The sequence below is a fragment of the Candidatus Competibacteraceae bacterium genome (assembly GCA_016713505.1).
Lineage (GTDB): Bacteria > Pseudomonadota > Gammaproteobacteria > Competibacterales > Competibacteraceae > Competibacter_A.
This window is the reverse complement of record JADJPA010000002.1, coordinates 99,677-125,053: the sequence shown is the minus strand read 5'-3', so window position 1 is coordinate 125,053 and position 25,377 is coordinate 99,677. Positions and strand designations below refer to the sequence as shown.

Here is a 25,377-nt window from a genome sequence, read left to right as displayed (position 1 = left end):
AAAATCAACTATTATTAGATTGCTTCCGTTACTCCCGCACATAAGCTTATGAAAACCGCTAACTGTCCTTCCTGCGGCGCGGCGATCGCCTTTCAATCGGCCGTATCCATTCTAGCGGTCTGCGACTACTGCAAAAGCACGTTGATCCGCCACGACCTGAAGCTGGAAACCATCGGCAAAATGGCGGAACTGCTGCCGGATTCCTCGCCGATCCAACTCGGGACCGAAGGTGTTTATCGTAAAACCCGCTTTACGGTCGTCGGCCGTATCCAGTTGCGCTATGGTCAGGGCTTCTGGAATGAATGGTACTTGCTGTTCGAGAACCAGCGTGAGGGCTGGCTGGGTGAAACGCTGGGCCATTATGCAGTCACCTTTCTGATCCAACCGCCCGAACCACTGCCCCCTTTTTCAGAGCTGCGGGCCGGCGTAACAGTACCCTTGAAAGGTCGTGTCTTTCAGGTGACGAACCTCGAAAACGCCCGTTGCATCGCGGGCGAGGGCGAATTGCCGATCCGAATTGGCCCCGGTTACGAAGCGCCGGTGGTGGATTTGCAAGCGGCCGGCAACCTGTTCGCCACGCTCGACTACAGCGAGAATCCACCGCTGGTGTTCGTGGGCGAACAGCTCCGTTTCGACGATCTCAAGCTGGCTCGGCTGCGCCGGGTGCCGCCGGTGGGCTGGGAATCTGATAGCGGCGTCGACGCGCGGGCTTTTCAATGTCCCGGCTGTGGCGGTTCATTGACCGTTCGCGCCAAAGGCCATACCGAAACCCTAGCCTGCGGCACCTGCGGTTCGATCATCGATATTACCGAGCCGAATTTTCGCATCCTGTCCAGCTTCAAGGCCGCGATCCGGTATGAGCCGAGCATTCCGCTGGGCGCGCGCGGCAGTTTGGAAGGCGTGGAGTATGAGACCATCGGTTATCTACGCCGCCGTGTGACCGTAGAGGGCATCCAGTACGAATGGAGCGAGTACCTGCTGTTCCACCGGGAGCAAGGATTCCGCTGGCTGGTGGAATACAACGGCCACTGGAATCTGGTTCGGACCACCACCGAACCGCCGCTGGTGACCGGCTGCGGCGCGCAAGCACAGGCCGCTGACCAGGACCGGACTTACCGACATTTTCAGACGGCTGACGCTGAGGTCAGCTACGTGCTGGGGGAGTTCTACTGGCGGGTGGCGGTCGGCGAACGCTGCGAGATTCGGGATTACATTGCGCCGCCGTTTCAGTTGAGCCTGGAACTCAGCGCGAAGGAAGCGGTTTGGTCGCGTGCGGAGTACGTCGAGCCGGCGACCGTCAAAGCCGCCTTTCAGTTGCCAGAGCCTCTGCCGGCGCGCATCGGGATCGGCGCCAATCAACCTTCACCCCACGAGCCGCAGCGACCCCGATTGCGGCGGCTGCTCTGGTTGTTTCTGGCTGTGTTGCTCGCCGGCCAGCTCATCACCTTGCTGTTGTCCGCCAACCAACGGGTTCACCAGCAAACCTTTTTGTTCGATGCCGCCGCGCAGGACAAGCCGCAAACCGGCGAACCGTTCACCTTGCACGGGCGTGCCTCCAATCTGGTCATCCGCACCCAAACCAACCTCAATAACAACTGGGTCTATTTCGATCTGGCGCTCATCGAACGCGACACCGGCGCCAGCTACGCCATCGGGCGCGAGCTGGATTATTACCAGGGCGTCGATGAGGGTGAACGCTGGTCGGAAGGCGACGCCGGCGACGAGGCGGTGCTGTCCGCCATTCCGGCCGGAAACTACTATCTCAACGTCGAAGCCGAGCTACCGCCCGGCTCTGCGACTGTCACCAGTACCTTTACGGTGTTTCGCGATGTGCCAGGCTGGACCAACTTTCTCCTGGCCCTGCTGGGTTTGCTGGTGTTGCCGTTGGGGTTTCGCTGGCGGGTTTGGGCGTACGAGCGGGCGCGTTGGGCGGAAAGCGATTACGGTCCATCGAGTAAAGGAGAGGCGAATGAGGGTGACGATGAGTAGACCAGCAGCAACGGAGCGCGCTCGCTCATGCTATACCGAAGCTATCTGATCGTTGGTGGTTTGATCCTGACGTTGTTCTTTGCCGCCCAATATCGCGGCTGGAGCGTGTTCGCGGTCAGCGAGGCCAAAAGCCCGCCGGGTACGGCGCGGGGGATTTATCATAAATAAAGCGGTTAGGGATCGTCGGCGATGACCCATGCCCTGTTGATCTCGGTTTTCGTCATCGCTTCCTGCGGGCTGGTGTACGAATTGATCGCCGGCACGCTGGCATCTTATTTACTGGGCGATTCGGTCACTCAGTTTTCGACCGTCATCGGCACGTATCTGTTTGCAATGGGAATCGGCTCCTGGCTGTCGCGCTACGTGGTTCGGGGCTTGATCGCCCGCTTCATCCAGATCGAGCTGGCGGTGGGCATCCTGGGCGGCTTCTCCGCGCCGGTTCTGTTTTTGATCTTCGCCTGGGGCGGCGTGTTTAGGCTGGCGCTGTACGGGCTGGTATTGATCGTCGGCATTCTGGTCGGGCTGGAAATCCCGCTGATCATGCGCATCCTCAAGCAACAGTTCGCCTTCAGGGAGCTGGTGGCGCAGGTGTTGACGCTGGATTATCTCGGCGCGCTGGCGGTGTCGCTGCTGTTTCCGATCCTGCTGGCGCCGCAGCTGGGCTTGAATCGCACCAGCCTGCTGTTTGGCCTGCTCAACGTGCTGGTGGCGGCGTGGGCGCTGTGGCTGTTTCGCGAGCAGTTGCCGCAGTCACGCTGGCTGCGCGGTCAGTGCAGCGCCGCGATTCTGGCGTTGCTGGTGGGTCTGACGGTCGCCGATCAGCTCACCACGTGGGCCGAGGACAATCTGTATGCCGATGAAATCGTGCTGGCCCGCACCTCGCCCTACCAGCGCATCGTGCTGACCCGCTGGAAGGACGATCTGCGGCTGTTCCTCAACAACAACCTGCAATTCAGCTCCCGCGATGAATACCGCTACCACGAGGCGCTGGTGCATCCCGGCTTGAGCGCGATCCCCGGCGCGCGGCGGGTGTTGGTGCTGGGCGGCGGCGACGGGTTGGCGGTGCGTGAAATCCTCCGTTACCCGGCCATCGAAACCGTCACGCTGGTCGATCTCGACCCGGAGATGACCCGGCTGTTCGCCGGCCATCCGCTGCTCGTTCCGTTGAATCAAAACGCGCTCAACTCCCCCAAGGTGCGGATTGTCAATGCTGACGCTTTTCGATGGCTGGAGCAGAACGCCGAAACCTTCGACTTCATCGTGGTGGATTTTCCCGACCCGAGCAATTATTCGCTGGGCAAGCTCTACACCAATACGTTCTATCGACTGCTGGCAAAACACCTGACCGCGAGCGGCGCGGCGGCGATTCAGACCACCTCGCCGCTGTATGCCCGCCAGTCGTTCTGGTGCATCGCCCACACCCTGGCCAGCGTGGGGCTGCAAGTGGCGCCGTATCACGCCTACGTGCCGGCGTTCGGCGAATGGGGCTTCGTTTTAGCGAGCTGGCAACCCTGGCAACCGCCCGAGCGCTACCCGCCCGGCCTGCGCTTCCTGACCGTCGCTAGCGCTCCGACCTTGTTCCAGTTTCCGCCGGACATGGGGCCGGTCGAGACCGAGATCAACCGCCTGAACAATCAAATCCTGGTGCATTATTACGAGCGCGAATGGAGCCAGGCGACCCAATAATCAATTGGCTCGAACCGGGCAGCGCCGCGGTAATGCCCGGTCTTTGGCCAAATCTTATTCTTCGACGCTCACCACCAAGACCGCCATATAAAAACGCCACTGGATCGGAATGGCATACGAGCGACTTTTCTTAGCGAGCAACATCATGTCCGGTTTGCCGGCGATCTTGAACGGTACCGAGATCAAGAACTCGCTGCCGAGCTCGCGCCGGGCGTTGCCGGCCAGCGTGTTGGCGATCTCGCCGACGACATCCAGACAATGCTCTGGAGTGTGCTTGTTCTCGCCCTGAGTCGTGAGCAGATAACGCATCATCCCCTCGGGAGCGCTGAAGTAAACGTTACCTTTGTACAGACCGGCGATACCGATGACGCCGGTGTAGTCATAGACCAGCGACTCGTCGTGATCGATCAGATACGGCACCTGCACCGCAGCCGGTTCGTTGGACAAATGCTTGAAGTAGTGGGTCGCGCTGTCGACAAAAATCTTGAGGTGCTGTTCGTTCATCGGACGTCAAACTCCAAAAGTTCCATCAAAGCGTCGTTCAGTTCTTTATCGGTAAAGGGCTTACAGAGAAACCCTCTGGCGCCCCGGCGTATCGCCTCGATCGCCGTAGTCTTGTCGGCCAGCGCCGAGACGACCAAGATGCGCGTGTCGGATTTGAGCGCGAGCAGCGCCGTTACCGCCTCCAGGCCGTCCATCTCCGGCATGGTGAGGTCCATCGTCACCAGATCCGGGGTGTGTTTTTTGAAAAGCTTCACCGCCTCGACGCCGTTGGCGGCGGTGCCGATGATGGTCAGGCCCGCGACGCTGACGCTGCGCTCGATCTTGCGCCGGATGATATTGGAATCATCGACGATCAGTAGTTTGATCATGTTCTCCTTCTCCGTGTCGGTGTGCTAGGGCCGTCAAGCGGCCTTGAATCCAAGTTGATCCAGCGCCAGCCCACCGGGTAGGGTGATGCGCCAGGCGCAATAGTGACCGGGCTGGGTCGCGAACGCCAAATGTCCGCCGAGCGCTTCGACTTTGCGCTTGACCACATCCATGCCGACGCCGCGCCCGGCGGCGGTGGTCACCGCTTCGGCGGTGGACAGGCCGGACTCGAACACCAGACCGCGCAAACGGTCCTCGTCCCAGCCCGCCAGTTCCTCGGCGGACCAACGCCCGCTTTTCAGCGCCGCCGCGCGCAACCGCTCGGCATCGAGGCCGCGACCGTCATCGTGGCAGATGATTTCGTAACCGTCGGCGGCCGCTTTGGCGTGCAGCCGAACGGTGCCGGCGGCGGCCTTGCCGGCGCGGGTGCGCTCTTGGGGAACCTCGATGCCGTGGACGACGGCATTGCGCACCAATTGCACCAGCGCATCGCGCAACGTCGCCGCCGGCTCGCCGACCAGCGCCAACGTCTCAAAGCCCTGAGCGGCGAGATTGACCTGCTTGCCTTGGTCGTCGGCCAGTTTCTGCGTCAGCCGCCGGAACTCATCGAAGGCGAGCGGCGCCGGCGCGACCGCTGCCACCTTCGGCAACTTGACGGACGCCGCTTCCGCCGTTGCCGGCGCTGACTCAAACGTTTCCTTCAAGCTGGTGATGCGCTCGATCATCTCGCGCACGGCTTGCACGTCGCTCATCAGTTTGTCGAGCTTGACCGTGAGGCTGAGCAGATCGTCGCCCGAGACATTCGCCCGCCCGCGCAACTCGCTGATGGTGTCCTCGAACGCGTGGGCCTTATCCACGAACAGCGCCAGCTCCAGCAGCGCGGCCTCGCCCTTGAGCGTGTGCACGATCGGGAAGATTTCCTGCAACACCAAGCTGTAATGGTCGTCCCGAGCGCGGCGTTTGCTACCGTAACGCTTGAGCGTGTCGTTGACCTCGCGCAGCGAGCGATCGGCGCGGTCCAGAAACTCGCGCAACACGGATGGTTCGACGTGCAGGATGCTGAGCATCATGTTCACCTTTTCCTCAGTCTGCTTTTGCGACTGCTCCAGCTCGTTCTCCAGCAGGACCTGGGCGGTGATGTCCTTGACCGTCACCAGCAGGTGAAACAGCTTACGGTCCTTGTTGTGGACGCGGCTAAACTGAAACGCCAGGTATTTGCTCCGTTGGCCGTAGTCAAAGTAGGCATGGACCTTGCCGAGCGGGTTGAGGCTCGCCACCAACTTGACGTTGACGTGTTCCTTAAACAGGATGTCGAGGTAGTCGCTGGCTTCTTTATAAATTTTTTCCGGGACTACCTCGCGCAGCATTTCGAGGAACGAGCAACCGCCAAAGTTTTGGCGGATGAAGATCGTTTCCAACGATCTTGAGTATTGATCGCCGATTTTAAGGTCGCGATCGAGCAGCATCAGCCCCTCGGAAACCGACTCCAGGATGTCCTGGGTCTCGCGCCGAGCCGCTTCGGCCATTGCATCGCTCTCCCGCAACTGGCGGATAAAATGCAGCAAAATGACAAAAAAGTTCATCAGCGCCAGCGTGATGCCCCCCACCTGAATCATCCGCAGCCGGTCGGCTTTGGCGGAGGCCATATGCTCCAAGGCCGTGGTCAGGAAATTCATCTGATCGAGAATCTGCACGTTGTTCGCCAGGGCGTAAGACACCACGTCGGGTAAGGCCGCGACCCGCGCCGGCGCATCACCCGTCAGCACCGGCTGCAATTTCTCGCGATAAGGCGTCCAAACCGCAAAGGCTTTTTCAATGGCCGCGCGGCCGGCGGGGTCGTCTACCCGCTCCAGGACCACCGGCTTGCCGTCGCCACCGACCGCTTGACCGCCCTCGTTGAACGAGCGCAGCGTGCCATCGAACAGATTGAAGGTCTTACGCAACTCTTCAAGCGGTTTTTCGATATCGCTGTTACTTTGCGTGGCGTTCTGAAGCTGCAACAACGTCTTTGCCGTGCGCTGCGAGAGCATCCGCTGACGCCCGGCCAGATTGACCCCGATGGCATCTTTAGTGATCTGCGATGAGATGTAAAAATTCATCACCAACACGCCGAGGTCGAAGACGATAAACAACGCGATGGAGATGACGATAGTCCGGTATTTGCTGAGTCCGCTGCGAGCATGAGCGGTGGAGGGTTTCATAGTATTCCTACTTCTTTCTGGTATAAAAACTCGTGAAAACGACACAGCTTGATATCGTTTGTCACTTTCAAGAACTAGAGCGAGGCAAAAATAATGCCAAATATCTCAAAAGCGCTTATGAAGGATGGAAGGGCGTGGGTCGGGTCACTCAGTGAAGCATTGGATCGGACGGCTCGGCACAGTATCCGCTAGCGTTCAATGCCCGATCCTGTTATCAGCACACCGACCGCGCTAGAATCGCCGCTATCCCTTCCACGACTTGCCGGCCCGCACGACGCACCCCATGACCGCTTCCAAGCTGCTTTCCAACCAACCGATCCCCCCGGCCGAACGCCTGATCTTTGCTCTGGACGTGCCGGATCCGACCACCGCCCGGCAACTGGTCGAAACGCTGGGCGATGCGGTGCGCTTTTACAAGATCGGCCTGGAATTATTTATGGCCGGCGGTTATTTCGAGCTGATCGAGTGGCTGCGCGCCCGCGACAAAAAAGTCTTCGTCGATCTCAAATTTTTCGACGTGCCGGAAACGGTTCGCTCCGCCGTGCGCCAGCTGCAATCTTATGACGCCACCTTCGCGACGGTTCACGGCAACGACGCTATTCTTCGGGCGGCGGTTGATGCGGTGCGGGAGATGGCTAGCGACTTGGGAATCCTCGCCGTTACCGTGCTGACCAGCCTCGATCAAGGCGACCTCGACGACCTGGGTTTTGCCTGCGATCCCAAGACCTTAGTGCTGTCGCGGGCGCGGCGGGCGCTGGAGATCGGCTGCCGCGGGGTGATTTCCTCAGGGCTGGAAGCGGCCGAGCTGCGCGCCAGTCTAGGCGAAAAACTGCTGATCGTCACCCCTGGCATCCGGCCGGTGCTGAACAAGCCCGCCGACGATCAGAAGCGCACCATGGATGTCGAGGATGCTTTTTTGAGCGGAGCCGATCACATCGTGGTAGGCCGGCCGATCCGCCAAGCGCCCGACCCCCGAGCGGCGGCGGCGGCGATTCAGGACCGGATCGCGCGGTTGTTCGCCGTCGCGACGCCAGCAGCCTGAATAACAACGGGACTTGACCGGCACCCAATGGACCCCAGCCAGCCCATCGGCCTCTTTGATTCCGGCGTGGGGGGGTTGTCGGTGTTCCGGCGGATCCGTGCCGATCTGCCCTACGAGACGCTGCTGTACGTTGCGGATTCCGGCCATGCCCCCTACGGCAACAAAGCGGTGGATTTCATCATCCAGCGCTCGGTCGCCATCAGTGAGTTCCTGCTGGAGCAAGGGGCCAAGGCGATCGTGGTAGCCTGCAACACCGCCACGGCGACGGCGATCGTCCGCTTGCGCGAGCAGTTTGCCGTGCCAGTCATCGGGATCGAGCCGGCGCTCAAACCGGCGGTGGCCGCCACCCGTTCCGGGGTGGTCGGCATTCTGGCCACCGGCCACACGGTGCGCAGCGACAAGTTCGCCGCCCTGCTCGACCAACACGGCCATCGGGCGCGGGTGATGGTGCAACCGTGTCCCGGCTTGGCCGATTGCGTAGAAGAGGGCGACTTGAACGGCCCGCATCCCCGCGCGCTGCTGGAAAGTTACCTGCAACCGCTGCTGGCGCAAGGCGCCGACACGCTGGTGCTGGGCTGCACCCATTATCCGTTCCTGACCCCGTTGATCCAGCATTTGGCCGGCCCGAACGTCGCGATAGTCGACCCCAGCGCGGCGGTGGCCCGCCAAGTGCGGTGCCGGTTGGAAGCGGCGGCTGCGCTGGCGGACCGCAACGGCATGAGCGGAGAACGTTATTTCACCAGCGGCGCACTCGACCGCACCGCGCGGGTGATGGGTTTGCTGCTGGAACAGCCTGTCCCGCTCCAACCCTTGCCTAAACCCTTCCGACCAGAGGAAATGCGCCTCAACTCGGCAGCACCATCCGCGCCTCCGGCCACCACCTCGGGCCTTAAATCCCGCACACTGGGGTCACGGTGACCCGTCATTCCAACCTGTAGCAGGTTTCCTCGGCATCGTATCCCCAATGGATCGTGCTCATTCAATACACGACACTCAAAATACGCCGATATTTGAGTCGATTAGCAAACGATCAAAACACCTGAGCAATAACCCTCTCAGGAAGTTTCCAAACCACGAGGACATTACCCATCCAGAAAACGGGATAACTTTACTCGGATATTCTCTGTAACCGTATCCTTTGCAGCCAGTTATCGCATCGTGATCGTCGCGCCCTCATCTCCAATGGATTTTAATGGCATTAATATTGCATATTTTTTATCGCCAAGAGAGGTCCGATAAGGAAATTCAGTGTGGTTACCGAAGTTTCCATTTTAATCGAAAATAATAATCCCAGGCTATTTAGCAATCTTACCATAGCGTTATTGCATAATGGCTTTAAGATCGCTAAATACAGAAAGAAAGAAGCCGAGCATTCTGGTCAGTCATGGGTTCTTTTCTCTACTCTGGACGATCAAATTGATTTTGCCAAAATCAAGCAGATTCTTAGCCGTATTAACGGCGTGCTGGATATAAAAAAGTCGGGTCTTGATAACAGCGCTCCAGACTCCACTACTTCAACTCATCTAAGCGGATTGGCGAAATCGATTGCTGGACGCTATCCCGATATTATTAAGCCAGTCTTTGAATTCGAATCATCGCTATCGGCTAACATACGGAGCGCAATGTTATACGAGCTCGGCGAGCATACCGGCCGGTACATTTTTACTGCAAAGTTTAAAAACCACCGGATCAATGGCTCAATCCTTGTTGCCTTGGCTCAGCTAGTATTGCCCGCATTACGGCCGTTTACCATTGCGGATTCCAATTTAATGGAGGTCAAACTCTCGCTATCGCCCTTTGCCCTGAACCGACATAGTTCAACTCCGCAGTGTCACTTTATTGCCGGACTTATGACAGGTCTGTTGAATAGCCCTCCTGACGCCACACCCGTCCGAGCCAGCGAGTCAAGCTGCCGGGCTCAGGGTAACGAGCACTGCCTTTTCACTATTATAAAAAGTCCCTGATGCGGAGTCCCGTCGAACGCCAAATTCCCCACACCTACCCATAAGCTTTTAACTCAAGAGCTTTTTTATTTCATCGCAACCTTCAAATGCATCACTATTTTGGTGGATTTTCTACCGGGATATATTAAATCCGTGCTAAGAAAACTTAAAGGAGGCGACTCATGTTCGTGGAACATATCAATATGATAGATGTAGTTTTGGAGGGCCTAAAGTTAGTTATTACCTTCGCTCTCATTATTATTTTGAGCAAATCCGCCAAGCGCTTTCCACAATTATCCGGCGGCGCTTGGCGCATGGTCATTTTTGGCTTTGTTCTAATGTTTTTTGGTTTTCTATTTGATTTCAGCGATGAAATTATCAATTATGCAAGCAATCCGATCCTCGAAGATGCTGAAGGGTTTATTGAGGAAATCAGCCTCATCGGCGGGCTTATACTGGTAACGCTCGGCTTCAAAAGTTGGTTCAGTTTCATCGGCAGAATCCTCGGTTTAAAAGGATAACTCGCCCGAGCGCTCCTCAGTCTTGCCGCTGCGGCCAGCACAAATCCCGCCGCGCCGGCGCACGCAACTTCCTGGAGTCCGGGGTGGGCGCAAGGCCGCTGGCCCCGAATCATCGCTTCAGAATTTCAGCCCGTCTGATCGACCCTGTTCCGCCAAGACTCGCTAAGTCATTCGATCAAAGCGTTGGGTCCGGCCGCTTGAATGTGGCTATCGAGCTGTTGGATTTGCTCGATGATGTCCGTCAGCCGGCGGCCCGCCGCCGTCAGGGAGTATTCGGTTCGCGGCGGCACCTCCGGGAACGCGTCTTTTTTGAGCAACCCATAATGGGTCAGTTTGCGCAGGCGTTCCGACAACACCTTGGTCGAAATGCCGGCGATTTCCCGTTCGAGCGCACCGGGCCGGGTAACGCCCTCGCGAACGGCGTGTAAGACCGAGACCGACCATTTGCAGCCGATCACGTCTTCCAGCTTGGTATAAACCGACGGAGCAGCGATATTTCTTTTCATCCGTTAAATCACCAATTTTCACTAAAAAGTGTCCGCCCCACCAAAAAGTGCCTGCTGTGCAAAGCGCGCCGCTTGTTGCAGGCTTGACCTGCCGGCTGCTGGATTTCAACCGCTTCGCAAAACGGTACGTCCGGCTCAATACCACCCGCATCCAGGAGAACCCGCGATGAAAAGCAAAGCCATTTTTTATCATGCCGGCTGCCCGGTCTGCGTCGCCGCCGAACAGAATGTCGCTCGCGCGCTCGATCCGCAACGCTACGAGGTGGAGATCGTTCACTTGGGAGAAAAGCGGAATCGGGTCGCGGAGGCCGAAGCCAAGGGCGTCAAATCGGTTCCCGCGCTCATTCTGGATGACCTGCCGTTTCACATCAACTTTGGCGCGGGCCTCGACGCCTTGAAATAAAGCGTCTGTCACGACGGCTTGGGAGGTCGAACCGAGAGCTTCCCAAGCCGCGCCGTAAAACGACCCGTCGCGCCGTAAACCGGCCGGATCAATCAGCCTGGTTGCGCGCCGGCAGCCGGAATTTCCACCGCCAGATACAGCGCACCGTTGCCGCGCTTCACCAGTAGCGGCGTGCGCTTGCCACGCGGCAGCTCCTTCACCAGTTGCTGGAGATGCGCGACACTCTCGATCTTCTGGTTATTAAGGCTCAGCAAAATATCGCCCGGCCGCACGCCCGCTTCGGCCGCCGGGCCAGGGCCGACCTGTTGCACCAGCACCCCTTCACCGGCGCCAGGTTGTCCGGCCGGCACATCGGCGACCACGACGTTCAGGCGCGGCGACCCGTCGTTTGGCAGGTTATTCGTGGCCAGTTCTTGCGGGTTTTTATCCGGCAGTTGGCCCAGCGTTACGGCGATCTCCTGCTCCTTGCCATCGCGGATCACGGTCAGCGGCTTGGTCGCGCCCGGCTTGGTCGTACCGACCAAGGGCGGCAAATCGGCGCTATCGTCGATCGGTTTGCCGGCGTAAGCAACGATGACATCGCCGGTTTTCAAGCCGGACTTGGCGGCGGGACCGCCGGCGTTGACCTCCGACACCAGCGCGCCGCGCGGCCGTTCCAAATTGAACGAGCGGGCCAGATCTTGCGTGACTTCCTGCAAGGTGATTCCCAACCAGCCCCGCGTGACGTGGCCGTCGGCCTTGAGTTGCGCGACCACCTCCATCGCCACATCGACCGGAATGGCAAACGACAGACCCATGTAACCGCCGCTGCGACTGAAGATTTGCGAGTTGATGCCTACCACCTTGCCGGTCAGGTCGAACAGCGGCCCGCCCGAATTACCGGGGTTGATCGGCACGTCGGTCTGAATAAACGGCACGTAAGTATCGTTCGGCAAAGACCGGCCCAGCGCGCTGACGATACCCTTGGTGGCGGTCCGTTCCAACCCGAACGGCGCACCGATGGCGAACACCCATTGTCCGACCTTGAGGCCGGCGGCATCGCCGGTGGTCACCACCGGCAAATCCCTGGCGTCGATCTTCAATAGCGCGATATCGGATTGCGCGTCGCTACCGATCAATTTGGCGGGAAACTGGCGTTTGTCATTCAGCTTGACGGTGATTTTGTCCGCGCCATCGACCACATGATGGTTGGTGATGATATAACCGTCGGCTGAGATGATGAAACCGGACCCCAAACCTTGCAGCGGCATTCCCTTGCCGCCTGGTGGCATGGGAGGTTTGGGAAAATGTTTGAAGAATTCACCGAAAGGATTGTCCTCGTCATCCGAGTCGGGTCCACCCTGCCAGGCCAAGGCCGGCGTGCTCTTACCGGTGACGCTGACATTCACTACCGCAGCGGAATTCTGCGCCACCAGCGCGCTAAAATCGGGGACGGTCATCTCCACCCGAGTTTGCGGGGCATTATCCAACGCCAGCGCGGGCGCCAAAACTCCGGTTGTCAGAACAGCACCGCCCGCCGCCAAAGCGACCGCGATCACTCGGCTTTTGAATTTGCTGGGAACTTGCACGGCCATCACCTCTCTTGCCCTGTGCATTGACTGGAATCGGGAATGATCCAGCCCATCATTGCGCTTTAGTGTGACCGAGCATCCTTAAGGAAAGCTTAAGGCTCGCGCCGAACTTTTCCGCCTTGCGCCGTCCGAGCGATCCCCGTCGCCCTTCAATCGGGATCGTCCGTACTGGCGATGAATACGTCATCCACTTCGTTGATATGGAAGTGCCGGGGCGTATCATCGACCGGTAAATCGCTCTCACGCAACCCGGCTCTTTCCAGCAAGTAAGCTTCCATGGCGGGATCGTTCTGGGGGGCCGCGCGGTTCTCCAACCATTCCCGAACCTTGGGATCGCGCGGCTGAAAGATATGGACTTCCCGGTGGCCGCGCGCCAAAACCGCATAGACCGGCGGATTCCCGAATTCCATCAGTTTGCTATAACCCAGCTCCTGATACATTTGGACGGTTTGTTTGACACTGGACAAGACCTTACCATCGCCTTCATAAGACGGGCCGCGGTCGAAAAGATTACCTTTTTCCATCAGATAACGGCGCAGCGCCCCGAGCGCGGCATCGAAACCGCCACTCGATCCGGTTGCTTCACTCATAGCCAATAGCCCTCTGCTCCAAATCCGGCACACTATCACCTTTCCGGCAATACCCCTTCAGCCGCTGGAACGAAGAATTTCCAGCAGGAGACCATCCGTGCAACCTTTCAAGCCAGTTACTTTAGCATTGGTCCTCATCACCGCTGGAATTCTCCCGCAACGAGCGAGCACCGCACCGCTGCCGCCGTGCCTGACGGTCGGTGCGCGGGAATCGATCGGCGAGGCCGTCCTGAAAACCCAAGCGGCTCCAGCGGAGCTACTGGCGCGTTTGGTCAATGCGGAAAGCCGCTCGACCGGCTTTGCGGAGGATGGGCGGGTGTATCAGGCGATCGCCTGGGGGACCATGAACCGGGTACGTTTGGGCGAGGCTTCGGCGGCCATGCGGCAACGTTACGGCGCTGGCGTCTCCGGGGTGATTTTTAAGCGGGGTCAATTCAATCCCGCCCTATCGGTTCGCTCGCCGTTTTCGCGGGACTTTCTATGCCCACGAGACCCGACGAGCTGGCGACAAGCGCTGGACGCCGCGCGCATCGCCTTGCAAGGACAAGATAATCCGTTCATCCAGACGGATTGGGAACGCCGTCACGGCCTATCGTTGGTGGTCAATTTTTATTACCCCCGCTCCGCTCAGGCGCGCGGCCCCTTGCCATCCTGGGAAGCAAACCGGGCATTACGCTTCATCGGCGCGGTGGCCATCGGCGGAACGCTGCTACCCGCCGAGCGCATCCGCTTTTATCGGCTCGCGACCCCGCCCGAGCTTTCTAACCCCTAATTTCCACGGGCAGTCAAAATTTTGACCCTCCCGGTTCTTTTATTAACAGACCAAGGTTATTAACAGACCGAGGTGAATTTTCTACAGCACTTCAAAAGTGATGGCCCTGTCAGTGGCTCCTCACGGACGGCACAACACCTGCATAGACCTAGAGAATCTCATTCATTCGAGCCGATTTCCCGGCCGGATAGCCGATTACCAACAGTCCGTGGGTGGTGGAGAGCATACGATGGCGCTGCAAGCAAGAGTAAAATGGTCGCTGGCGGCGGTCATCGGTTTGATCGCCATTTGTGCCGGATCGAGTAAAGCGGCGGACAGCGACGGGCTGTTAGCCCCCATCTCCGTCCGCACAGAAATCGCCAGCGTGGTATTGGAAGTCAACCCACCGAACACCGAAGCGGTTGGAGCGCCCGTTTCCAAGGTCAGCTCCGACAGCTACGATCCCTACACCTGCGCCGCCGCTTACGGGGACGCATTTTGTGCGGATTTCGAGCGCTGCATGAGCGGATATGGCTTCGACACTTGCTATCAACGCTTCAATCGTCAAACGCGGTGACGGTAAATTGCCATGCGCGTGTTGTTATTGCTGGTAGTGGTAGCCGTAATGGGCCTCAGTTTGATGCAATGGCTGGATCGTAAAGCGCCGGTTTTGGTGGCGCCCGAACCGACGCCGAGCACCCTAACCGCACCGGCGATACCGACCCGCCCTCAGGATGTAAAAGCCTTTTCCCAGAATCTCGACCGGTTTATGCAGGACGCCGCCACGCGGCGCGCCGGCCAAGACCCCGAACGATGAATCTGCTTGCGGAACTGCTGCGACAGTTTCCAATGTTGGTTCTGGACGGTGCGCTCGCCACCGAACTCGAACGCCGAGGTTGCGATCTGCGCGATCCGCTGTGGTCGGCTAAGGTGTTGCTCGAAGCCCCCGAACTGATCCGGCAGATCCATTTGGATTATTTTCGCGCCGGGGCCGATATCGCGATCACCGCCAGCTATCAGGCTACCGTCGAAGGTTTCAGGCGGCGCGGTCTCGGGCGCGAAGAAAGCCTTGCTTTGCTGCGGTGCTCGGTGCGGCTGGCCTTGGAAGCCCGCGATGAATTTTGGCGGGAACCGGCCAACCGCAACAGCCGACCTCGTCCGTTGGTGGCGGCTTCGCTAGGACCTTACGGCGCGTTTTTAGCGGATGGGTCGGAGTATCGGGGCGATTATGGCTTGGGTGAAACTGAATTGATGAATTTTCACCGGTTGCGGCTGGCCACCTTGCTTGAAGCCGGTCCCGACCTACTGGCTTGCGAGACGTTACCTTGTCTTATCGAAGCGCGGGCGTTGGCGCGGTTGTTGGCTGAATTTCCCGACGCCGCCGCCTGGATCAGCTTCAGTGCCCGCGACGGCGCTCATACCTGCCACGGCGAACGCTTGGCCGACTGCGCGGCATGGCTGGACGATCAACCGCAAGTGGTCGCCGTAGGCGTAAATTGCACCGCCCCGCAATACATTCCAGCTCTGGTTCACGCCATCGCCTCCGTCACTCGAAAACCTATCGTGGTCTATCCGAACTCGGGTGAAACCTATCACCCCGACCGCCGTTGCTGGGCAGGAACCGCCAGCTGTGCCGAGTTTTCGACGGCCGCTCAGGGCTGGTATGCCGGTGGTGCCCGATTGATCGGAGGCTGCTGTCGCACTACGCCCGAGCATACCGCTGCATTAGCCGCTTGGGTCCGCCGCCTGCCCGAACCGCGCCTTTAACCTTCTATCGCGCCAACCGGCTGCAATTTCCCTCCCATTAGCGCCGCGAGCGCCTGATACCGGCTAACGAGTTTCGTCGCGCCAGTCATGCTGAACCGACCAAAATGGCCCGCCTCGTTTCAATGTGAATCGCGCATCTGCGGTTTCATAAACCCTTAACCTAGAAGAGAGTCCTAACTTAAGATAGATAAGAAGACGGCGGCGAGGGCGGCGTAGTTTTTGGAGTCGCGCACATGATGGTGAAGGCGCAGGGACAGATCGACCATCTTCTTCGATTTTGAAACGACCTTGGTGCGGCGTCGGAACCGCGCCAGATAATGCCGGAGGTTGCTGTTGTCTTGCTCGATGGGAAAGGTCAAATCCTTGCCAGTGAAGAGTTGGCCTTCGGGAATGTTGCGGTGGAACCCCTCCCAGTCGTCGGTCACGAACGTATGGCCTTCGATTCCGATTTTTCCGAGGTGCTCTCGGCAGGTTGCATCATCACGCCGACCCAAAACCCAGGGAAGAGCTCGCCGCTCGATAGGGTCATACGCTCGCCAAAGCCATAGTTTTTCTGTCTTTTTTAAGAAAGTGATGCATCTCGTCGAGCATCACAACCTCAACGTTGGCGGGCATTTCCGGTGCTGGCAAAGCTTCTGCCTCTTTCCTTATCCACTTCAAAACGGCAACGTCGCTGACGCCCAAAAGACGGGCGATGCCGCAGAAACTCATGTTGCCCATCGCATAAAGAAGGGTCGCCAGCGCCTTCGCTGCCGCAGGCATCCCCGCGCTTTCGTTGCCGTGAAATTGCATCCGCACGCCTTGCAGCGATAGCGCTGCAACCCGCGAACAACACCGTTTTTTACGTGATCCGTTCCCTGGCAACGTTTGCAGACAACCTCGGTCATGGCATTCTCCCTTCTGGTGGTCATGCCCTTTTCGCATTCATAATCATGATATCTATCTTAAGTTAGGACTCTCACCTAGAAAACGGGTGCTACAACGTTCGAACATGTCGTCAATCCGCGCGATCATCGGATTCCGAACGTTTGGCACGGTAAATGCTTCTATAGAACTCATAGTCAGTCAGTTCGCCGCGGCACGGCAACACATCGTCAGGCGAACCGACGAGTCGGGCAGAAAAGTTTAAAAACCTTGCCCTCAAGAATTTTGATCGGGACCGATCATCAGGACAAACACGCGCGATATCGCTAGCAGCGCGTACGGTCACCACCTAGCGCCGGGTGGTTAGGACAGGCGCACTCTCCTCTAGTGGTTTGGGTTGACATCCTCCCAAGTGAGCTTGCCGCTGGTTCGCCAGCGGCTTTTTTTTGCCTGAAATTCCCTTTGAAAACAGTTCTGTGTCCCAGACTAGCCAGCCTTTAATAAGGCCGGACACCAAACAAAAACGGATGTAATAAAAGCAATAGAACGAACGCGCCCAATCCCCACAGCGCCGGTCGGCGCAGTTCGCTCCAGGACCAACGCTGGCGGCCGCTCAACAGCGCGCCAAATGGCAGATAAGAGGTGGCGGCGTCAAAAAGCCGCCAGCGCTCTCCCTGTTCGCCAGCCATCCGACGGTCGAGGTGCAGCGAACCCAGTAGCGCCGTCAATAAAAAGCCGCCGAAGAACAACAGCGCTGCCAAATCGCCGTTCGCCAAAATATGGCTGGCCGCCCACAGCGCCACACCCCACATCAGCGGATGCCGGGTAACCCGCAATACACCGCGCGCCGGCTCAGCCTGATCGAGCGCTGCGGTCATCCCCACCGCCGAAGGGTTCGGCGTCAGTAAGCCGCCCGCGAGCAACGTCAACGCCACCGGCATCACCAACAAGGGCAAATGGCGCAAGCCGTGGCCAGGCACCCAAAGAAAAACCGTGTGGGAGGACTGGCGGTATGCCGCGATCATCGCCCCCAACACCAGAAAGGCGACCAGTGAATAGACGCCTAAGAACCCCTTCTCCCCCAAGCGACCAACCAACCGACCCCGCACGGCCGCGCTGGATAAGCCGAGATGGCTGATGACAAAGACGGCGCCGGCAAGCCCCGTGACCCACAGCGCGCTATTCATTTCCCACTCTCCCAATCTGCGCTTGATTCAGACCTCACCCACCCGTCGAATCCAGATGGTGCAATTCGAGCGCTGAAGAATCAAGCGTCGGCGCTTTCATTACGGTCGAATTTTATAAAATACCTTTTAAAACAATTATTTGAATCTATGCACTAGATATATTGTTTTAACAAGTCAACCGGCTCAATTTGGACCGCATTGCCTAATTTTTTATTCATTGTCATATTTATTATCAAATTACTCAAAAAAATTGCTACCAGCCATTGCAAGCGAATTTTTATAGGTATATATTAATACCCGTTTGAAAAAGGCAAAGCTGCCGAAAGGTAGCGACGCAAAGCCACTGGCCTAACTTCTATACAAATAGAGCATGGTCGCAGGGTTGCCAAGCGAACGAAATACTTTTCTGTGATCGTGTAGTCGATCCTGAGATGGCCACGTTCGAGTGGCACATTAACTTAGGAGAACTACATAAATGTCTATCACAACTTCAGCACCAACGCGGTTCAACTCAGTCCGGCACATGCCAGGAGGGTTGAGCTTAGCTTTGTTTTTGATCACAACTAACGTCTTCGCCGGTCAAGCCAGTCTGACCTGGGACCCCAGCAGCGGCCCGGCGGCGGGCTATCGCGTTTACTACGGCACCGCCAGCAAAACCTATTCGGTCAACACCAACGCCGGTACCGCGACCACGGCAACCATAGACAATCTCAGCGATGGCGCCACGTATTACTTTGCAGTGAAGGCCTACGATAGCGCTGGCGTCGAAAGTGCTTTTTCCAATGAAGTCACCAAGACACTCACCGTTGCAGCCCCGAGCGCGAGCTTCACAGCGGATAAAACATCGGGCGCCGCGCCGGTGACGGTCAACTTCACTGACGGCTCGACGGGTAACATTACCAGCCGCACCTGGAACTTTGGCGACGGTACCACCAGCACCGCTCAGAATCCCGCCAAGACCTACTCGACCGCCGGCACCTATACGGTCACGCTCAACGCCACCGGTCCGGGCGGCAGCGCCACCGCGACCAAGACCATTTCGGTGACGACGCCGGTAGCCGCCGCTCCTGTCGCCAGCATGAGCGCCACTCCGATCTCTGGAACCGCGCCGCTGCTGGTCACCTTGAAAGACACCTCGACTGGCACGGTCGCCAGCCGCTCCTGGGATTTGGGCGACGGCACCACCAGCACGGCTCAAAGTGTCGCCAAAACCTACAATTCGGCGGGCACGTATACCGTGAAGCTCACGGTCACTAACGCAAGCGGCAGCAGCACGACCACCAAGACCATTTCGGCAAGCGCCACGGCGCCCGCGGCCAGCTTCACCGCAAGCCCCAGCACTGGCGTCGCGCCTTTGGCGACCACCTTCGCTAATACCTCCACCGGCACCGTACTCAGTTATGCGTGGAACTTCGGCGATGCCGCCAGTCAAAGCAACACCAGCACCGCGCAGAGCCCCTCACATACTTACGCCAATGCCGGCACCTATACTGTAACACTGACCGCCACTGGCCCGACCGGCACGACCCCGAGCACCAAGACCCAAACCATCACGGTCAACGCCGCTACGAGCACGGGTTCTAACGGACTGGTCGCCGCCTACAATTTCGAAGAAGGCTATGGCGCCACCATGGTGGATGCGTCCGGCAAAGGAAATCATGGCACCACACGCGGTACGATTCGCGTCGCAAAAGGAAAATTTGGTCAAGCTGCTTCCTTTGATGGAATCGATGACTGGATAACCGTCAATGATTCCAACACGTTGGACCTAACCACTGGCATGACGCTGGAGGCGTGGGTTTATCCGACCGCCGCCATGACCGGTACCGGTTGGCAGACCGTGGTCAACAAGGAACAACCCTCCGGGTTTGGAGCCGCATATTATCTGGCCGCTAATTCTGACCTCAATCAGCCCGAAGCCGCCGTCTACACCACAGACTGGCGTAAGCTGTATGGTGGTCCCGCAGTAAGCGCCAACCAGTGGACGCACTTGGCTGCCACTTACGATGGCTCTACACTCAAGCTCTATGTCAACGGCGCTCAAGTCTCCAGCCAGCCGCAAACCGGTGGAATCGATGTCACCAACGGCGTGCTGCGCATCGGCGGCAGCGCAACTTGGGGCGAGTTTTTCAAGGGCTACATCGACGAAGTTCGTATCTACAATCGTGCCTTGAGTGCGAGCGAGCTTGCCACCGATATGAAAACCCCTATCGCCACCTCTTCGCCGGCGAAAGTGCTGCTGGGTGAAAAGGCCATTGGTTCAGCTAGTTACTCTATCTCTAAAGGCATGGCAGCGGCGTTTCAGGCTACGGCCGCGAGTACGGGTTCAATCAGCAATCTCACTATATACGTCGATAAAACCTCAACTGCGACCCGCTTAATTGCAGGGGTTTACACGGATAATAATGGCCATCCCGGCAAGCTCATCACAGGTTGGGACGATACCTGGATTAAAGTAAGCGGTTGGAATGAGGTTCGCCTGCCTGTCGTCCCGGTCGCTGCTGGGACCAAATACTGGATCGCAGTTTTGAACCCGAACGGAGGCCTGCTTAATATCCTTAACAACACAGGCGGCAACACACAACCTAGCGAAACTAATCAAAGCGTTACTTTAAGTGAATTGCCGAGCCTCTGGGTTACTGGTACCATCTCCACCAACGGCCTGTTGTCTGGATATGGAACGGGATATTGATTAGGCGCTCTACCTTTCTAAGGGCTTCCCTAAAGGTAAGAGAGACTAATTGTCGACTTACTATCATGTTGGGGAATGGACTCCCCACAAAATTTAATTAAGTCTGATAGATTTTTTGAGGATAAAGCTATGAAAACCTACAAAGCATCATCACACCACACTGGAAAGAGCATGGTGTGGCCCTTATTTTTTTTAGCAACTTCTGCTGTAGCTGCGCCAGCAATTCAACAGGCATCTGTCTCTTCTGAGAGCATTACACTATCAGGTAGCGGATTCGGATCCAAAGCTACTGCTCGCCCATTGATTTTCGACAACTTCGATAGCGGCACTAACGGACAAAGTATTCCTGGACATGCTCCAACCATGACACTTCTCAGTTCTGGAGGATGGAAATGGGACAGCACAACTGCTGGTGGGACTGCCCTTCCTGTTTATTCAACGGCAAATCAACGCCCTGGGTCAGTCGCAAATGCTTTATCAGATATGAATGATAATCAATGGAATAAATCGTTATCAGTTTCATCACAGCAATCAGAATACTTTGCCTCGTGGTGGATGTATTACGACCATTATGCTGGTAGCGTATCAAGAAATACTAAGCCTTGGGTTATGTATGGAAGTAATCAAGATGAGCCACACACTTATTCAGGTTGGGGAGATTTAAACGATTCTTCTTTAAGATCCTCTATCGCAGATACTAATTATAGTGATCCAAATACAGCCTATGGAGACCCAGGCACACCAAACTTCTATGGAAAGTGGTTTAAATTCGAACTTTATTTAAAACAAAGCTCTCCAAATGTAGCTAATGGTATTTATAAAGTTTGGATAACAGAACCAGGGCAACCAAGAAAATTAGCACTTAATCGAGACCCTGTTGTGACAAGAAGTATCAGTGGGGTCTGGTCTCAGTTCACTTTCATTGGAGCCTACTGCGATTCTTCACCCGGTGATCGTAAATATAAAATTTATGCTGATGATTTTTACTTAGATAATACGCAAGCACGCGTAGAAATAGGTAATGCATCAACATATGATGCAAGTACCATCAGAGAAGTACAGCCAGCCAATTCATGGTCAACAACTCAAATATCAACAACCTTAAACAAAGGCGCGCTTCCATACGGAACTGCTTATATATATGTAATAGATTCAACTGGATCAGTTAACAATGTTGGCTATCCTATTACTCTCACTAGTAGTGGTAGTAAAAATCAACTTAGTCCGCCAGTTTTATACTTAAAATGATATGAGCTATTAATCTAATCTCCTCACAAGTTTTTTAGGGTAAAGGGGTCAGGGCCGTTCTTGATATTCTTAATGGATCGAACGATTGAGCAAGAGAAGAAGTGGCCATGACCCTTATCGACTTTATTATGGATTTATTTTGTCGGATTGATGAACGGGTGTGAACTGCCCGGAAATCTTGGGGGTTGTTTGGTTTGGTCATGTTACCTTAGCAGACTGGCTTTGTTGCATAAATCGGCTGTAAGCATATGAAGGCTGATGCTTTGTGCTTAGCGAGCCACGATAGCGACGTTTCTGGCATACCCAGTCGGGTCATGATACTCATGGCGGCAAGACGAGCGTAGGCTTCGGTGGTTTGGGCGTCGAGGCAGTGGTTTTTCAAATGACTGCCAAAGCGTCTTGAGGCGAAACATGGCGGTTTCAGGCAGGCTATGCTGGTGATGGCCGCTCTGTTGCTTCCACGCCTTGCAACCCTATTGCTCGATCACCTCTAGGATGGCGGTGCGCGGATACGGTTGGCCGTCGGCCAGCGGCGGCCAGGCGACCGCTCCGGTGCGGGACAGTATCAAGGTGGTTGCCTGAAGCTCCAGCAAGGCCGTGATGGCAGGCGTGGCGTGGGTTTCATAGGCCCGTCGGCCCGTCGGCAGCCACGGATGCAACCGGTTTCTCGAAGGGCAGTTGATCCAGCAGATCCGGCAACACCCCGGCGTCCCCCACGAAGGCCGCCGCCAGTTCAGGGGCGATGACCTCGTGAGTACCCGCGCATCGACGGCCAGACATAACTTACAGGCCATGAACGCGGAGTTGCTTCATCAACTTTATGAGCCAGTTGATCGCCGACAACGCCCAGAAAGTCTTTTTGATTCTGGACAAACTGAAAATCCATCACGCACGCCTTTGCGGTTAGCAGCGCGCTCCTCCACACCCCATTCCTTGCGGCAAAAAGCCGACACCGTCTTGCCATTCCTTATCAACACCCCTGCGCGAGTCATAGCCTATTTCAATCACCCTGCTCCAGTAGGTGCTTAAATCGCCTATTTCATTGCCGGGTTAATAACTTACAGTAAGTTGAATATTGTGGGTAATCAGACAGCCTTGACTGAGGGGTCCACTTTACTGGGATTATCTAAGGCAACCTCATAAGAAAAACTTGGAGGTCTTAAATTTTGCATACTATAGAAATAACGCACAGCACCTATAGTTCTTTGAGCCGCCTTACCATCTCCATAAGGATTTACTGCATTTGCCATCTGCATAAAAAGATCTGAATCATCCAAAAGTTGGGCCATCCACTGGTAAACAATTTCAGTTTCAGTGCCAATAATTTTTACTGTTCCAGCGTCTACCGCTTCTGGCCGTTCTGTTACCTTACGTAGAACCAATACTGGTTTGCCTAAAGCGGGTGCTTCCTCCTGTAATCCGCCAGAATCTGTAACTACAAAAAAAGCATTTTTCATTAGAAAAATAAAGTTAGGATAATCTAATGGTTCCAAGAGATGTATATTAAAAATTCCTGATAAAATATTTTTTACTGGGTTTTTAACATTAGGATTCATATGAACAGGATAAATAAAATGGAGGGAACTTCTTTCTAAGGCGAGCTTTTTTATAGCATTGCAGAAATCCATTAGTGGTTGCCCAAAATTTTCCCTACGATGCGCTGTAATTAAAATAAATTTTTCTTTAGCCAACCTTATTAAAGATGTATCTATCCCAGAAAAATACCCAGACTCTATCTTCTGAATACCTAACTTTAAAGCGTCAATTCCTGTGTTCCCCGTTATAAAAATACCATTCGATGAAATTGATTCACGAAGCAAATTTTTCTCAGCCAGCACTGTTGGGGCAAAATGCAAATGGCAAACCAAATCAACCATGCGTCGATTAAACTCTTCTGGATAAGGATTCCACATATCAAATGACCTTAACCCAGCTTCTACATGACCAATAGGAATTTTCTTATAAAATGCTGCTAAGGAAGCAGCAAATGCTGTGGTAGTATCACCATGAACTAGAATCAAATCTGGATTCTCGAGTACAAAAATCTTTTCCAAACCCTCTAAAATTAAAATAGTTACTGTCTTCAAAGTTTGACCGTCAGACATAATATTTAAATCATAATCTGGCTTAATCTCAAAAAGATTTAGAACTTGATCTAACATTTGGCGATGCTGAGCAGTAACTACGACTATGCATTTAAAATCATCTTGATATTTCATAAATTCTAAAACTACAGGCGCCATCTTAATAGCTTCAGGCCGCGTTCCAAATACACACATTACTTTTTTTTTCAATTTAATATCTCCAGTATCTTTTTAAAACTCAAAGATTCAAACAACCTCATAAATCGACTAAAGCGTGTGTGAGCAATGCTCCAATGACCAAATCCGTCCGACAAATCGCGCCACAGGATGCCCGCACGGTAGCGATAAAATACGGTTTCAGCAAAGAGACGATTATCTTTGGCTGTCACGCCAACGGTTTCTTTGCGCCCGAGCAAAAGCTATTCAATCCGCGGCATTAGTTATCTCTCAAAGCATGGCGTAACGTCATAAGCTGATCCTTTACAAGGATGAATCACAAAAAATTATTTTCTAATCTTCAAAATTGTATACCAAGCTAATGCGCCAAGGCTTGGAAAATAGCCCAATAACCGATCATCTATTTGCATAAGTTTCTGATTAATAATTGGGAAAAGTTTTTTACCAAAGGGCAAATAAGCCAATGCTATCGATGACAAAGCAATAACATAAAATTCCTTATGCTCAAAGTCTTTAAATTGACCCAATAGAGAAGGAAGTTTTTTTAGATCAATAGGCTCTTCATCTTTAGTACGATATTGCGGTGTTAGTCGTCTATATAAATTAATTAATGGGTTATTTCCTAGAGGCTCAGCAAAGTAAGCTATACCCCCTGGTTTTAAAACTCTATACAATTCTGGAATTGCCAAATTGAGATCTAAATGATGAATAATTGCAAAGCCAACAGCAATATCAAAAAACTGATCAGGATAATCCAATTGTTCAGCGCCCATCTGCGAAATGTGGCATTGATCTGCCAATCCTTCTAAAGCAAGGAGCTCACTCGTACGACATACAGCTTCAGAAGAAATATCAAACGCACTCACAAAAGCCCCTCTTTGTGCCAAATCCCGTGTAATCCAACCCTCACCACAACCATATTCGAGCACGCGTTTATTAGATAAATTATCTATCCCATTCAGCATTCTCTGATAAATAGGGTAGGTTGGATTAACTGCGTAATGGCGTGGGTATTGCTCGCCTTGGTTATGCTGGTTATACTTTCGATCATGAAAATTTGATTCAGATTCTTGGCGAGTAACCAGATCACTATTTAAGTTATTTTTGTTTGACATTATTTTACCTCGTCTTTGGAATTACCTAAAAGATACTTCTCTACATAGCTATCGGGTTCCGGAAGATTATATTGACGCACGGAGCCGTGTCCTACTGGAATTAGTGGCTTTTGGGGAACTTGAGCCTTGCTCTACGCCGAAGGCCCTGAGGGAAGTTCGCCGTACGCCAA

28 protein-coding genes and 1 riboswitch are annotated in these 25,377 nt (G+C 55.2%); of the genes, 14 read left to right on the top strand and 14 right to left on the bottom strand.

Annotated features, from left to right (window positions below; genetic code table 11):
* Positions 1-48 precede the first annotated feature (48 nt).
* Genes IPK09_15485 through IPK09_15475 form a run of 3 tightly spaced genes read left to right on the top strand, consistent with a single transcriptional unit; the run spans position 49 to position 3,675 of the window.
* Positions 49-1,989, top strand: coding sequence for a DUF4178 domain-containing protein (locus tag IPK09_15485; protein ID MBK7985000.1), 1,941 nt, complete (start codon positions 49-51; stop codon positions 1,987-1,989).
* Between the two features lie 27 nt (positions 1,990-2,016).
* Positions 2,017-2,157 (top strand): hypothetical protein, encoded by a 141-nt coding sequence (locus tag IPK09_15480; protein MBK7984999.1) that lies wholly within the window; start codon positions 2,017-2,019, stop codon positions 2,155-2,157.
* A gap of 21 nt (positions 2,158-2,178) precedes the next feature.
* Positions 2,179-3,675, top strand: a complete 1,497-nt coding sequence (locus tag IPK09_15475) for a polyamine aminopropyltransferase (GenBank protein ID MBK7984998.1) — start codon at positions 2,179-2,181, stop codon at positions 3,673-3,675.
* Positions 3,676-3,729: 54 nt separating this feature from the next.
* Here IPK09_15475 and IPK09_15470 read toward each other — a convergent pair whose 3' ends face one another.
* Genes IPK09_15470 through IPK09_15460 form a run of 3 tightly spaced genes read right to left on the bottom strand, consistent with a single transcriptional unit; the run spans position 3,730 to position 6,746 of the window.
* Positions 3,730-4,179, bottom strand: coding sequence for a chemotaxis protein CheX (locus IPK09_15470; GenBank protein ID MBK7984997.1), 450 nt, complete (start codon positions 4,177-4,179; stop codon positions 3,730-3,732).
* Positions 4,176-4,547, bottom strand: coding sequence for a response regulator (locus IPK09_15465; GenBank protein MBK7984996.1), 372 nt, complete (start codon positions 4,545-4,547; stop codon positions 4,176-4,178). The genes IPK09_15470 and IPK09_15465 overlap by 4 nt, the downstream gene beginning before the upstream one ends.
* 33 nt (positions 4,548-4,580) lie before the next feature.
* The gene (locus IPK09_15460; GenBank protein ID MBK7984995.1) at positions 4,581-6,746 is read right to left on the bottom strand and encodes a type IV pili methyl-accepting chemotaxis transducer N-terminal domain-containing protein; all 2,166 of its coding nucleotides are present in this window, start codon (positions 6,744-6,746) and stop codon (positions 4,581-4,583) included.
* A 283-nt stretch (positions 6,747-7,029) separates the two neighbouring features.
* Between IPK09_15460 and pyrF the strand changes: the two genes are divergently transcribed.
* The 4 genes from pyrF to IPK09_15440 all read left to right on the top strand — a co-directional run bounded on the left by pyrF (position 7,030) and on the right by IPK09_15440 (position 10,252).
* Positions 7,030-7,788 (top strand): orotidine-5'-phosphate decarboxylase, encoded by a 759-nt coding sequence (gene pyrF / locus IPK09_15455; protein MBK7984994.1) that lies wholly within the window; start codon positions 7,030-7,032, stop codon positions 7,786-7,788.
* A 27-nt stretch (positions 7,789-7,815) separates the two neighbouring features.
* Positions 7,816-8,706, top strand: coding sequence for a glutamate racemase (locus IPK09_15450; protein MBK7984993.1), 891 nt, complete (start codon positions 7,816-7,818; stop codon positions 8,704-8,706).
* A 332-nt stretch (positions 8,707-9,038) separates the two neighbouring features.
* Positions 9,039-9,752 (top strand): hypothetical protein, encoded by a 714-nt coding sequence (locus IPK09_15445; protein MBK7984992.1) that lies wholly within the window; start codon positions 9,039-9,041, stop codon positions 9,750-9,752.
* Positions 9,753-9,913: 161 nt separating this feature from the next.
* Positions 9,914-10,252 carry a hypothetical protein gene (locus IPK09_15440; GenBank protein ID MBK7984991.1) on the top strand — a complete coding sequence of 113 codons (339 nt, stop codon included), beginning with the start codon at positions 9,914-9,916 and terminating at the stop codon, positions 10,250-10,252.
* A 167-nt stretch (positions 10,253-10,419) separates the two neighbouring features.
* Here IPK09_15440 and IPK09_15435 read toward each other — a convergent pair whose 3' ends face one another.
* Entirely contained in the window at positions 10,420-10,758 is a 339-nt protein-coding gene (locus IPK09_15435) for a winged helix-turn-helix transcriptional regulator (protein ID MBK7984990.1), read from the bottom strand.
* 166 nt (positions 10,759-10,924) lie between these two features.
* Between IPK09_15435 and IPK09_15430 the strand changes: the two genes are divergently transcribed.
* Entirely contained in the window at positions 10,925-11,161 is a 237-nt protein-coding gene (locus tag IPK09_15430) for a thioredoxin family protein (protein ID MBK7984989.1), read from the top strand.
* 92 nt (positions 11,162-11,253) lie between these two features.
* Here IPK09_15430 and IPK09_15425 read toward each other — a convergent pair whose 3' ends face one another.
* Positions 11,254-12,735, bottom strand: a complete 1,482-nt coding sequence (locus IPK09_15425) for a DegQ family serine endoprotease (GenBank protein ID MBK7984988.1) — start codon at positions 12,733-12,735, stop codon at positions 11,254-11,256.
* A 146-nt stretch (positions 12,736-12,881) separates the two neighbouring features.
* Positions 12,882-13,322, bottom strand: coding sequence for a hypothetical protein (locus IPK09_15420; GenBank protein MBK7984987.1), 441 nt, complete (start codon positions 13,320-13,322; stop codon positions 12,882-12,884).
* A gap of 97 nt (positions 13,323-13,419) precedes the next feature.
* On the opposite strand from IPK09_15420, the gene IPK09_15415 reads away from it, so the two are divergent.
* The 4 genes from IPK09_15415 (at position 13,420) to mmuM (ending at position 15,840) form a co-directional block, all read left to right on the top strand.
* Complete coding sequence (locus IPK09_15415; protein MBK7984986.1) at positions 13,420-14,094, top strand: cell wall hydrolase; 675 nt, start codon at positions 13,420-13,422, stop codon at positions 14,092-14,094.
* Positions 14,095-14,323: 229 nt separating this feature from the next.
* The gene (locus IPK09_15410; protein ID MBK7984985.1) at positions 14,324-14,650 is read left to right on the top strand and encodes a hypothetical protein; all 327 of its coding nucleotides are present in this window, start codon (positions 14,324-14,326) and stop codon (positions 14,648-14,650) included.
* 12 nt (positions 14,651-14,662) lie between these two features.
* Positions 14,663-14,890 (top strand): hypothetical protein, encoded by a 228-nt coding sequence (locus tag IPK09_15405; GenBank protein ID MBK7984984.1) that lies wholly within the window; start codon positions 14,663-14,665, stop codon positions 14,888-14,890.
* Entirely contained in the window at positions 14,887-15,840 is a 954-nt protein-coding gene (mmuM, locus tag IPK09_15400) for a homocysteine S-methyltransferase (protein ID MBK7984983.1), read from the top strand. The genes IPK09_15405 and mmuM overlap by 4 nt, the downstream gene beginning before the upstream one ends.
* Positions 15,841-16,013: 173 nt before the next feature.
* On the opposite strand, the gene IPK09_15395 is transcribed toward mmuM, so the two are convergent.
* The 3 genes from IPK09_15395 to IPK09_15385 all read right to left on the bottom strand — a co-directional run bounded on the left by IPK09_15395 (position 16,014) and on the right by IPK09_15385 (position 17,891).
* On the bottom strand, positions 16,014-16,415 hold the full coding sequence (locus IPK09_15395; protein ID MBK7984982.1) for an IS1 family transposase: 402 nt from the start codon (positions 16,413-16,415) through the stop codon (positions 16,014-16,016).
* On the bottom strand, positions 16,366-16,632 hold the full coding sequence (locus IPK09_15390) for a hypothetical protein (GenBank protein ID MBK7984981.1): 267 nt from the start codon (positions 16,630-16,632) through the stop codon (positions 16,366-16,368). The genes IPK09_15395 and IPK09_15390 overlap by 50 nt, the downstream gene beginning before the upstream one ends.
* Positions 16,633-17,201: 569 nt before the next feature.
* Positions 17,202-17,891 carry an NnrU family protein gene (locus tag IPK09_15385; GenBank protein ID MBK7984980.1) on the bottom strand — a complete coding sequence of 230 codons (690 nt, stop codon included), beginning with the start codon at positions 17,889-17,891 and terminating at the stop codon, positions 17,202-17,204.
* A gap of 299 nt (positions 17,892-18,190) precedes the next feature.
* A riboswitch (cyclic di-GMP riboswitch) is annotated at positions 18,191-18,281 on the top strand.
* An 85-nt stretch (positions 18,282-18,366) separates the two neighbouring features.
* Between IPK09_15385 and IPK09_15380 the strand changes: the two genes are divergently transcribed.
* Both IPK09_15380 and IPK09_15375 read left to right on the top strand, forming a co-directional pair.
* Positions 18,367-20,583: a PKD domain-containing protein gene (locus tag IPK09_15380; protein MBK7984979.1), complete on the top strand. Its 2,217-nt coding sequence runs from the start codon at positions 18,367-18,369 to the stop codon at positions 20,581-20,583.
* A gap of 129 nt (positions 20,584-20,712) precedes the next feature.
* A complete protein-coding gene (locus IPK09_15375) occupies positions 20,713-21,831 on the top strand; it encodes a hypothetical protein (GenBank protein MBK7984978.1) in 1,119 nt (372 codons plus the stop codon).
* 473 nt (positions 21,832-22,304) lie between these two features.
* On the opposite strand, the gene IPK09_15370 is transcribed toward IPK09_15375, so the two are convergent.
* From IPK09_15370 to IPK09_15350, 5 genes are all read right to left on the bottom strand, one after another.
* Positions 22,305-22,490, bottom strand: a complete 186-nt coding sequence (locus IPK09_15370; protein MBK7984977.1) for a hypothetical protein — start codon at positions 22,488-22,490, stop codon at positions 22,305-22,307.
* Positions 22,453-22,611 carry a hypothetical protein gene (locus IPK09_15365; protein ID MBK7984976.1) on the bottom strand — a complete coding sequence of 53 codons (159 nt, stop codon included), beginning with the start codon at positions 22,609-22,611 and terminating at the stop codon, positions 22,453-22,455. Before IPK09_15365 ends, IPK09_15370 begins: the two co-directional genes overlap by 38 nt.
* 305 nt (positions 22,612-22,916) lie before the next feature.
* Positions 22,917-24,110 (bottom strand): UDP-N-acetylglucosamine 2-epimerase (non-hydrolyzing), encoded by a 1,194-nt coding sequence (wecB, locus tag IPK09_15360; GenBank protein ID MBK7984975.1) that lies wholly within the window; start codon positions 24,108-24,110, stop codon positions 22,917-22,919.
* 11 nt (positions 24,111-24,121) lie between these two features.
* Positions 24,122-24,304 carry a transposase gene (locus tag IPK09_15355; GenBank protein MBK7984974.1) on the bottom strand — a complete coding sequence of 61 codons (183 nt, stop codon included), beginning with the start codon at positions 24,302-24,304 and terminating at the stop codon, positions 24,122-24,124.
* Between the two features lie 114 nt (positions 24,305-24,418).
* Positions 24,419-25,207, bottom strand: coding sequence for a class I SAM-dependent methyltransferase (locus IPK09_15350; protein ID MBK7984973.1), 789 nt, complete (start codon positions 25,205-25,207; stop codon positions 24,419-24,421).
* Positions 25,208-25,377 lie beyond the last annotated feature (170 nt).

What these genes read in the sequence shown, in the direction of transcription:
- IPK09_15430 (MBK7984989.1), top strand. Translation starts at nt 10,925, where the DNA reads ATGAAAAGCAAAGCCATTTTTTATCATGCCGGCTGCCCGGTCTGCGTC.
- IPK09_15410 (MBK7984985.1), top strand. Translation starts at nt 14,324, where the DNA reads ATGGCGCTGCAAGCAAGAGTAAAATGGTCGCTGGCGGCGGTCATCGGT.
- IPK09_15380 (MBK7984979.1), top strand. Translation starts at nt 18,367, where the DNA reads ATGTCTATCACAACTTCAGCACCAACGCGGTTCAACTCAGTCCGGCAC.
- IPK09_15425 (MBK7984988.1), bottom strand. Translation starts at nt 12,735, where the DNA reads ATGGCCGTGCAAGTTCCCAGCAAATTCAAAAGCCGAGTGATCGCGGTC.
- IPK09_15435 (MBK7984990.1), bottom strand. Translation starts at nt 10,758, where the DNA reads ATGAAAAGAAATATCGCTGCTCCGTCGGTTTATACCAAGCTGGAAGAC.
- IPK09_15420 (MBK7984987.1), bottom strand. Translation starts at nt 13,322, where the DNA reads ATGAGTGAAGCAACCGGATCGAGTGGCGGTTTCGATGCCGCGCTCGGG.
- IPK09_15365 (MBK7984976.1), bottom strand. Translation starts at nt 22,611, where the DNA reads ATGTCTGGCCGTCGATGCGCGGGTACTCACGAGGTCATCGCCCCTGAA.
- IPK09_15440 (MBK7984991.1), top strand. Translation starts at nt 9,914, where the DNA reads ATGTTCGTGGAACATATCAATATGATAGATGTAGTTTTGGAGGGCCTA.
- wecB (MBK7984975.1), bottom strand. Translation starts at nt 24,110, where the DNA reads ATGTGTGTATTTGGAACGCGGCCTGAAGCTATTAAGATGGCGCCTGTA.
- IPK09_15470 (MBK7984997.1), bottom strand. Translation starts at nt 4,179, where the DNA reads ATGAACGAACAGCACCTCAAGATTTTTGTCGACAGCGCGACCCACTAC.
- IPK09_15465 (MBK7984996.1), bottom strand. Translation starts at nt 4,547, where the DNA reads ATGATCAAACTACTGATCGTCGATGATTCCAATATCATCCGGCGCAAG.
- IPK09_15385 (MBK7984980.1), bottom strand. Translation starts at nt 17,891, where the DNA reads ATGAATAGCGCGCTGTGGGTCACGGGGCTTGCCGGCGCCGTCTTTGTC.
- mmuM (MBK7984983.1), top strand. Translation starts at nt 14,887, where the DNA reads ATGAATCTGCTTGCGGAACTGCTGCGACAGTTTCCAATGTTGGTTCTG.
- IPK09_15450 (MBK7984993.1), top strand. Translation starts at nt 7,816, where the DNA reads ATGGACCCCAGCCAGCCCATCGGCCTCTTTGATTCCGGCGTGGGGGGG.
- pyrF (MBK7984994.1), top strand. Translation starts at nt 7,030, where the DNA reads ATGACCGCTTCCAAGCTGCTTTCCAACCAACCGATCCCCCCGGCCGAA.
- IPK09_15460 (MBK7984995.1), bottom strand. Translation starts at nt 6,746, where the DNA reads ATGAAACCCTCCACCGCTCATGCTCGCAGCGGACTCAGCAAATACCGG.
- IPK09_15375 (MBK7984978.1), top strand. Translation starts at nt 20,713, where the DNA reads ATGAAAACCTACAAAGCATCATCACACCACACTGGAAAGAGCATGGTG.
- IPK09_15390 (MBK7984981.1), bottom strand. Translation starts at nt 16,632, where the DNA reads ATGCAATTTCACGGCAACGAAAGCGCGGGGATGCCTGCGGCAGCGAAG.
- IPK09_15405 (MBK7984984.1), top strand. Translation starts at nt 14,663, where the DNA reads ATGCGCGTGTTGTTATTGCTGGTAGTGGTAGCCGTAATGGGCCTCAGT.
- IPK09_15485 (MBK7985000.1), top strand. Translation starts at nt 49, where the DNA reads ATGAAAACCGCTAACTGTCCTTCCTGCGGCGCGGCGATCGCCTTTCAA.
- IPK09_15350 (MBK7984973.1), bottom strand. Translation starts at nt 25,207, where the DNA reads ATGTCAAACAAAAATAACTTAAATAGTGATCTGGTTACTCGCCAAGAA.
- IPK09_15475 (MBK7984998.1), top strand. Translation starts at nt 2,179, where the DNA reads ATGACCCATGCCCTGTTGATCTCGGTTTTCGTCATCGCTTCCTGCGGG.
- IPK09_15480 (MBK7984999.1), top strand. Translation starts at nt 2,017, where the DNA reads ATGCTATACCGAAGCTATCTGATCGTTGGTGGTTTGATCCTGACGTTG.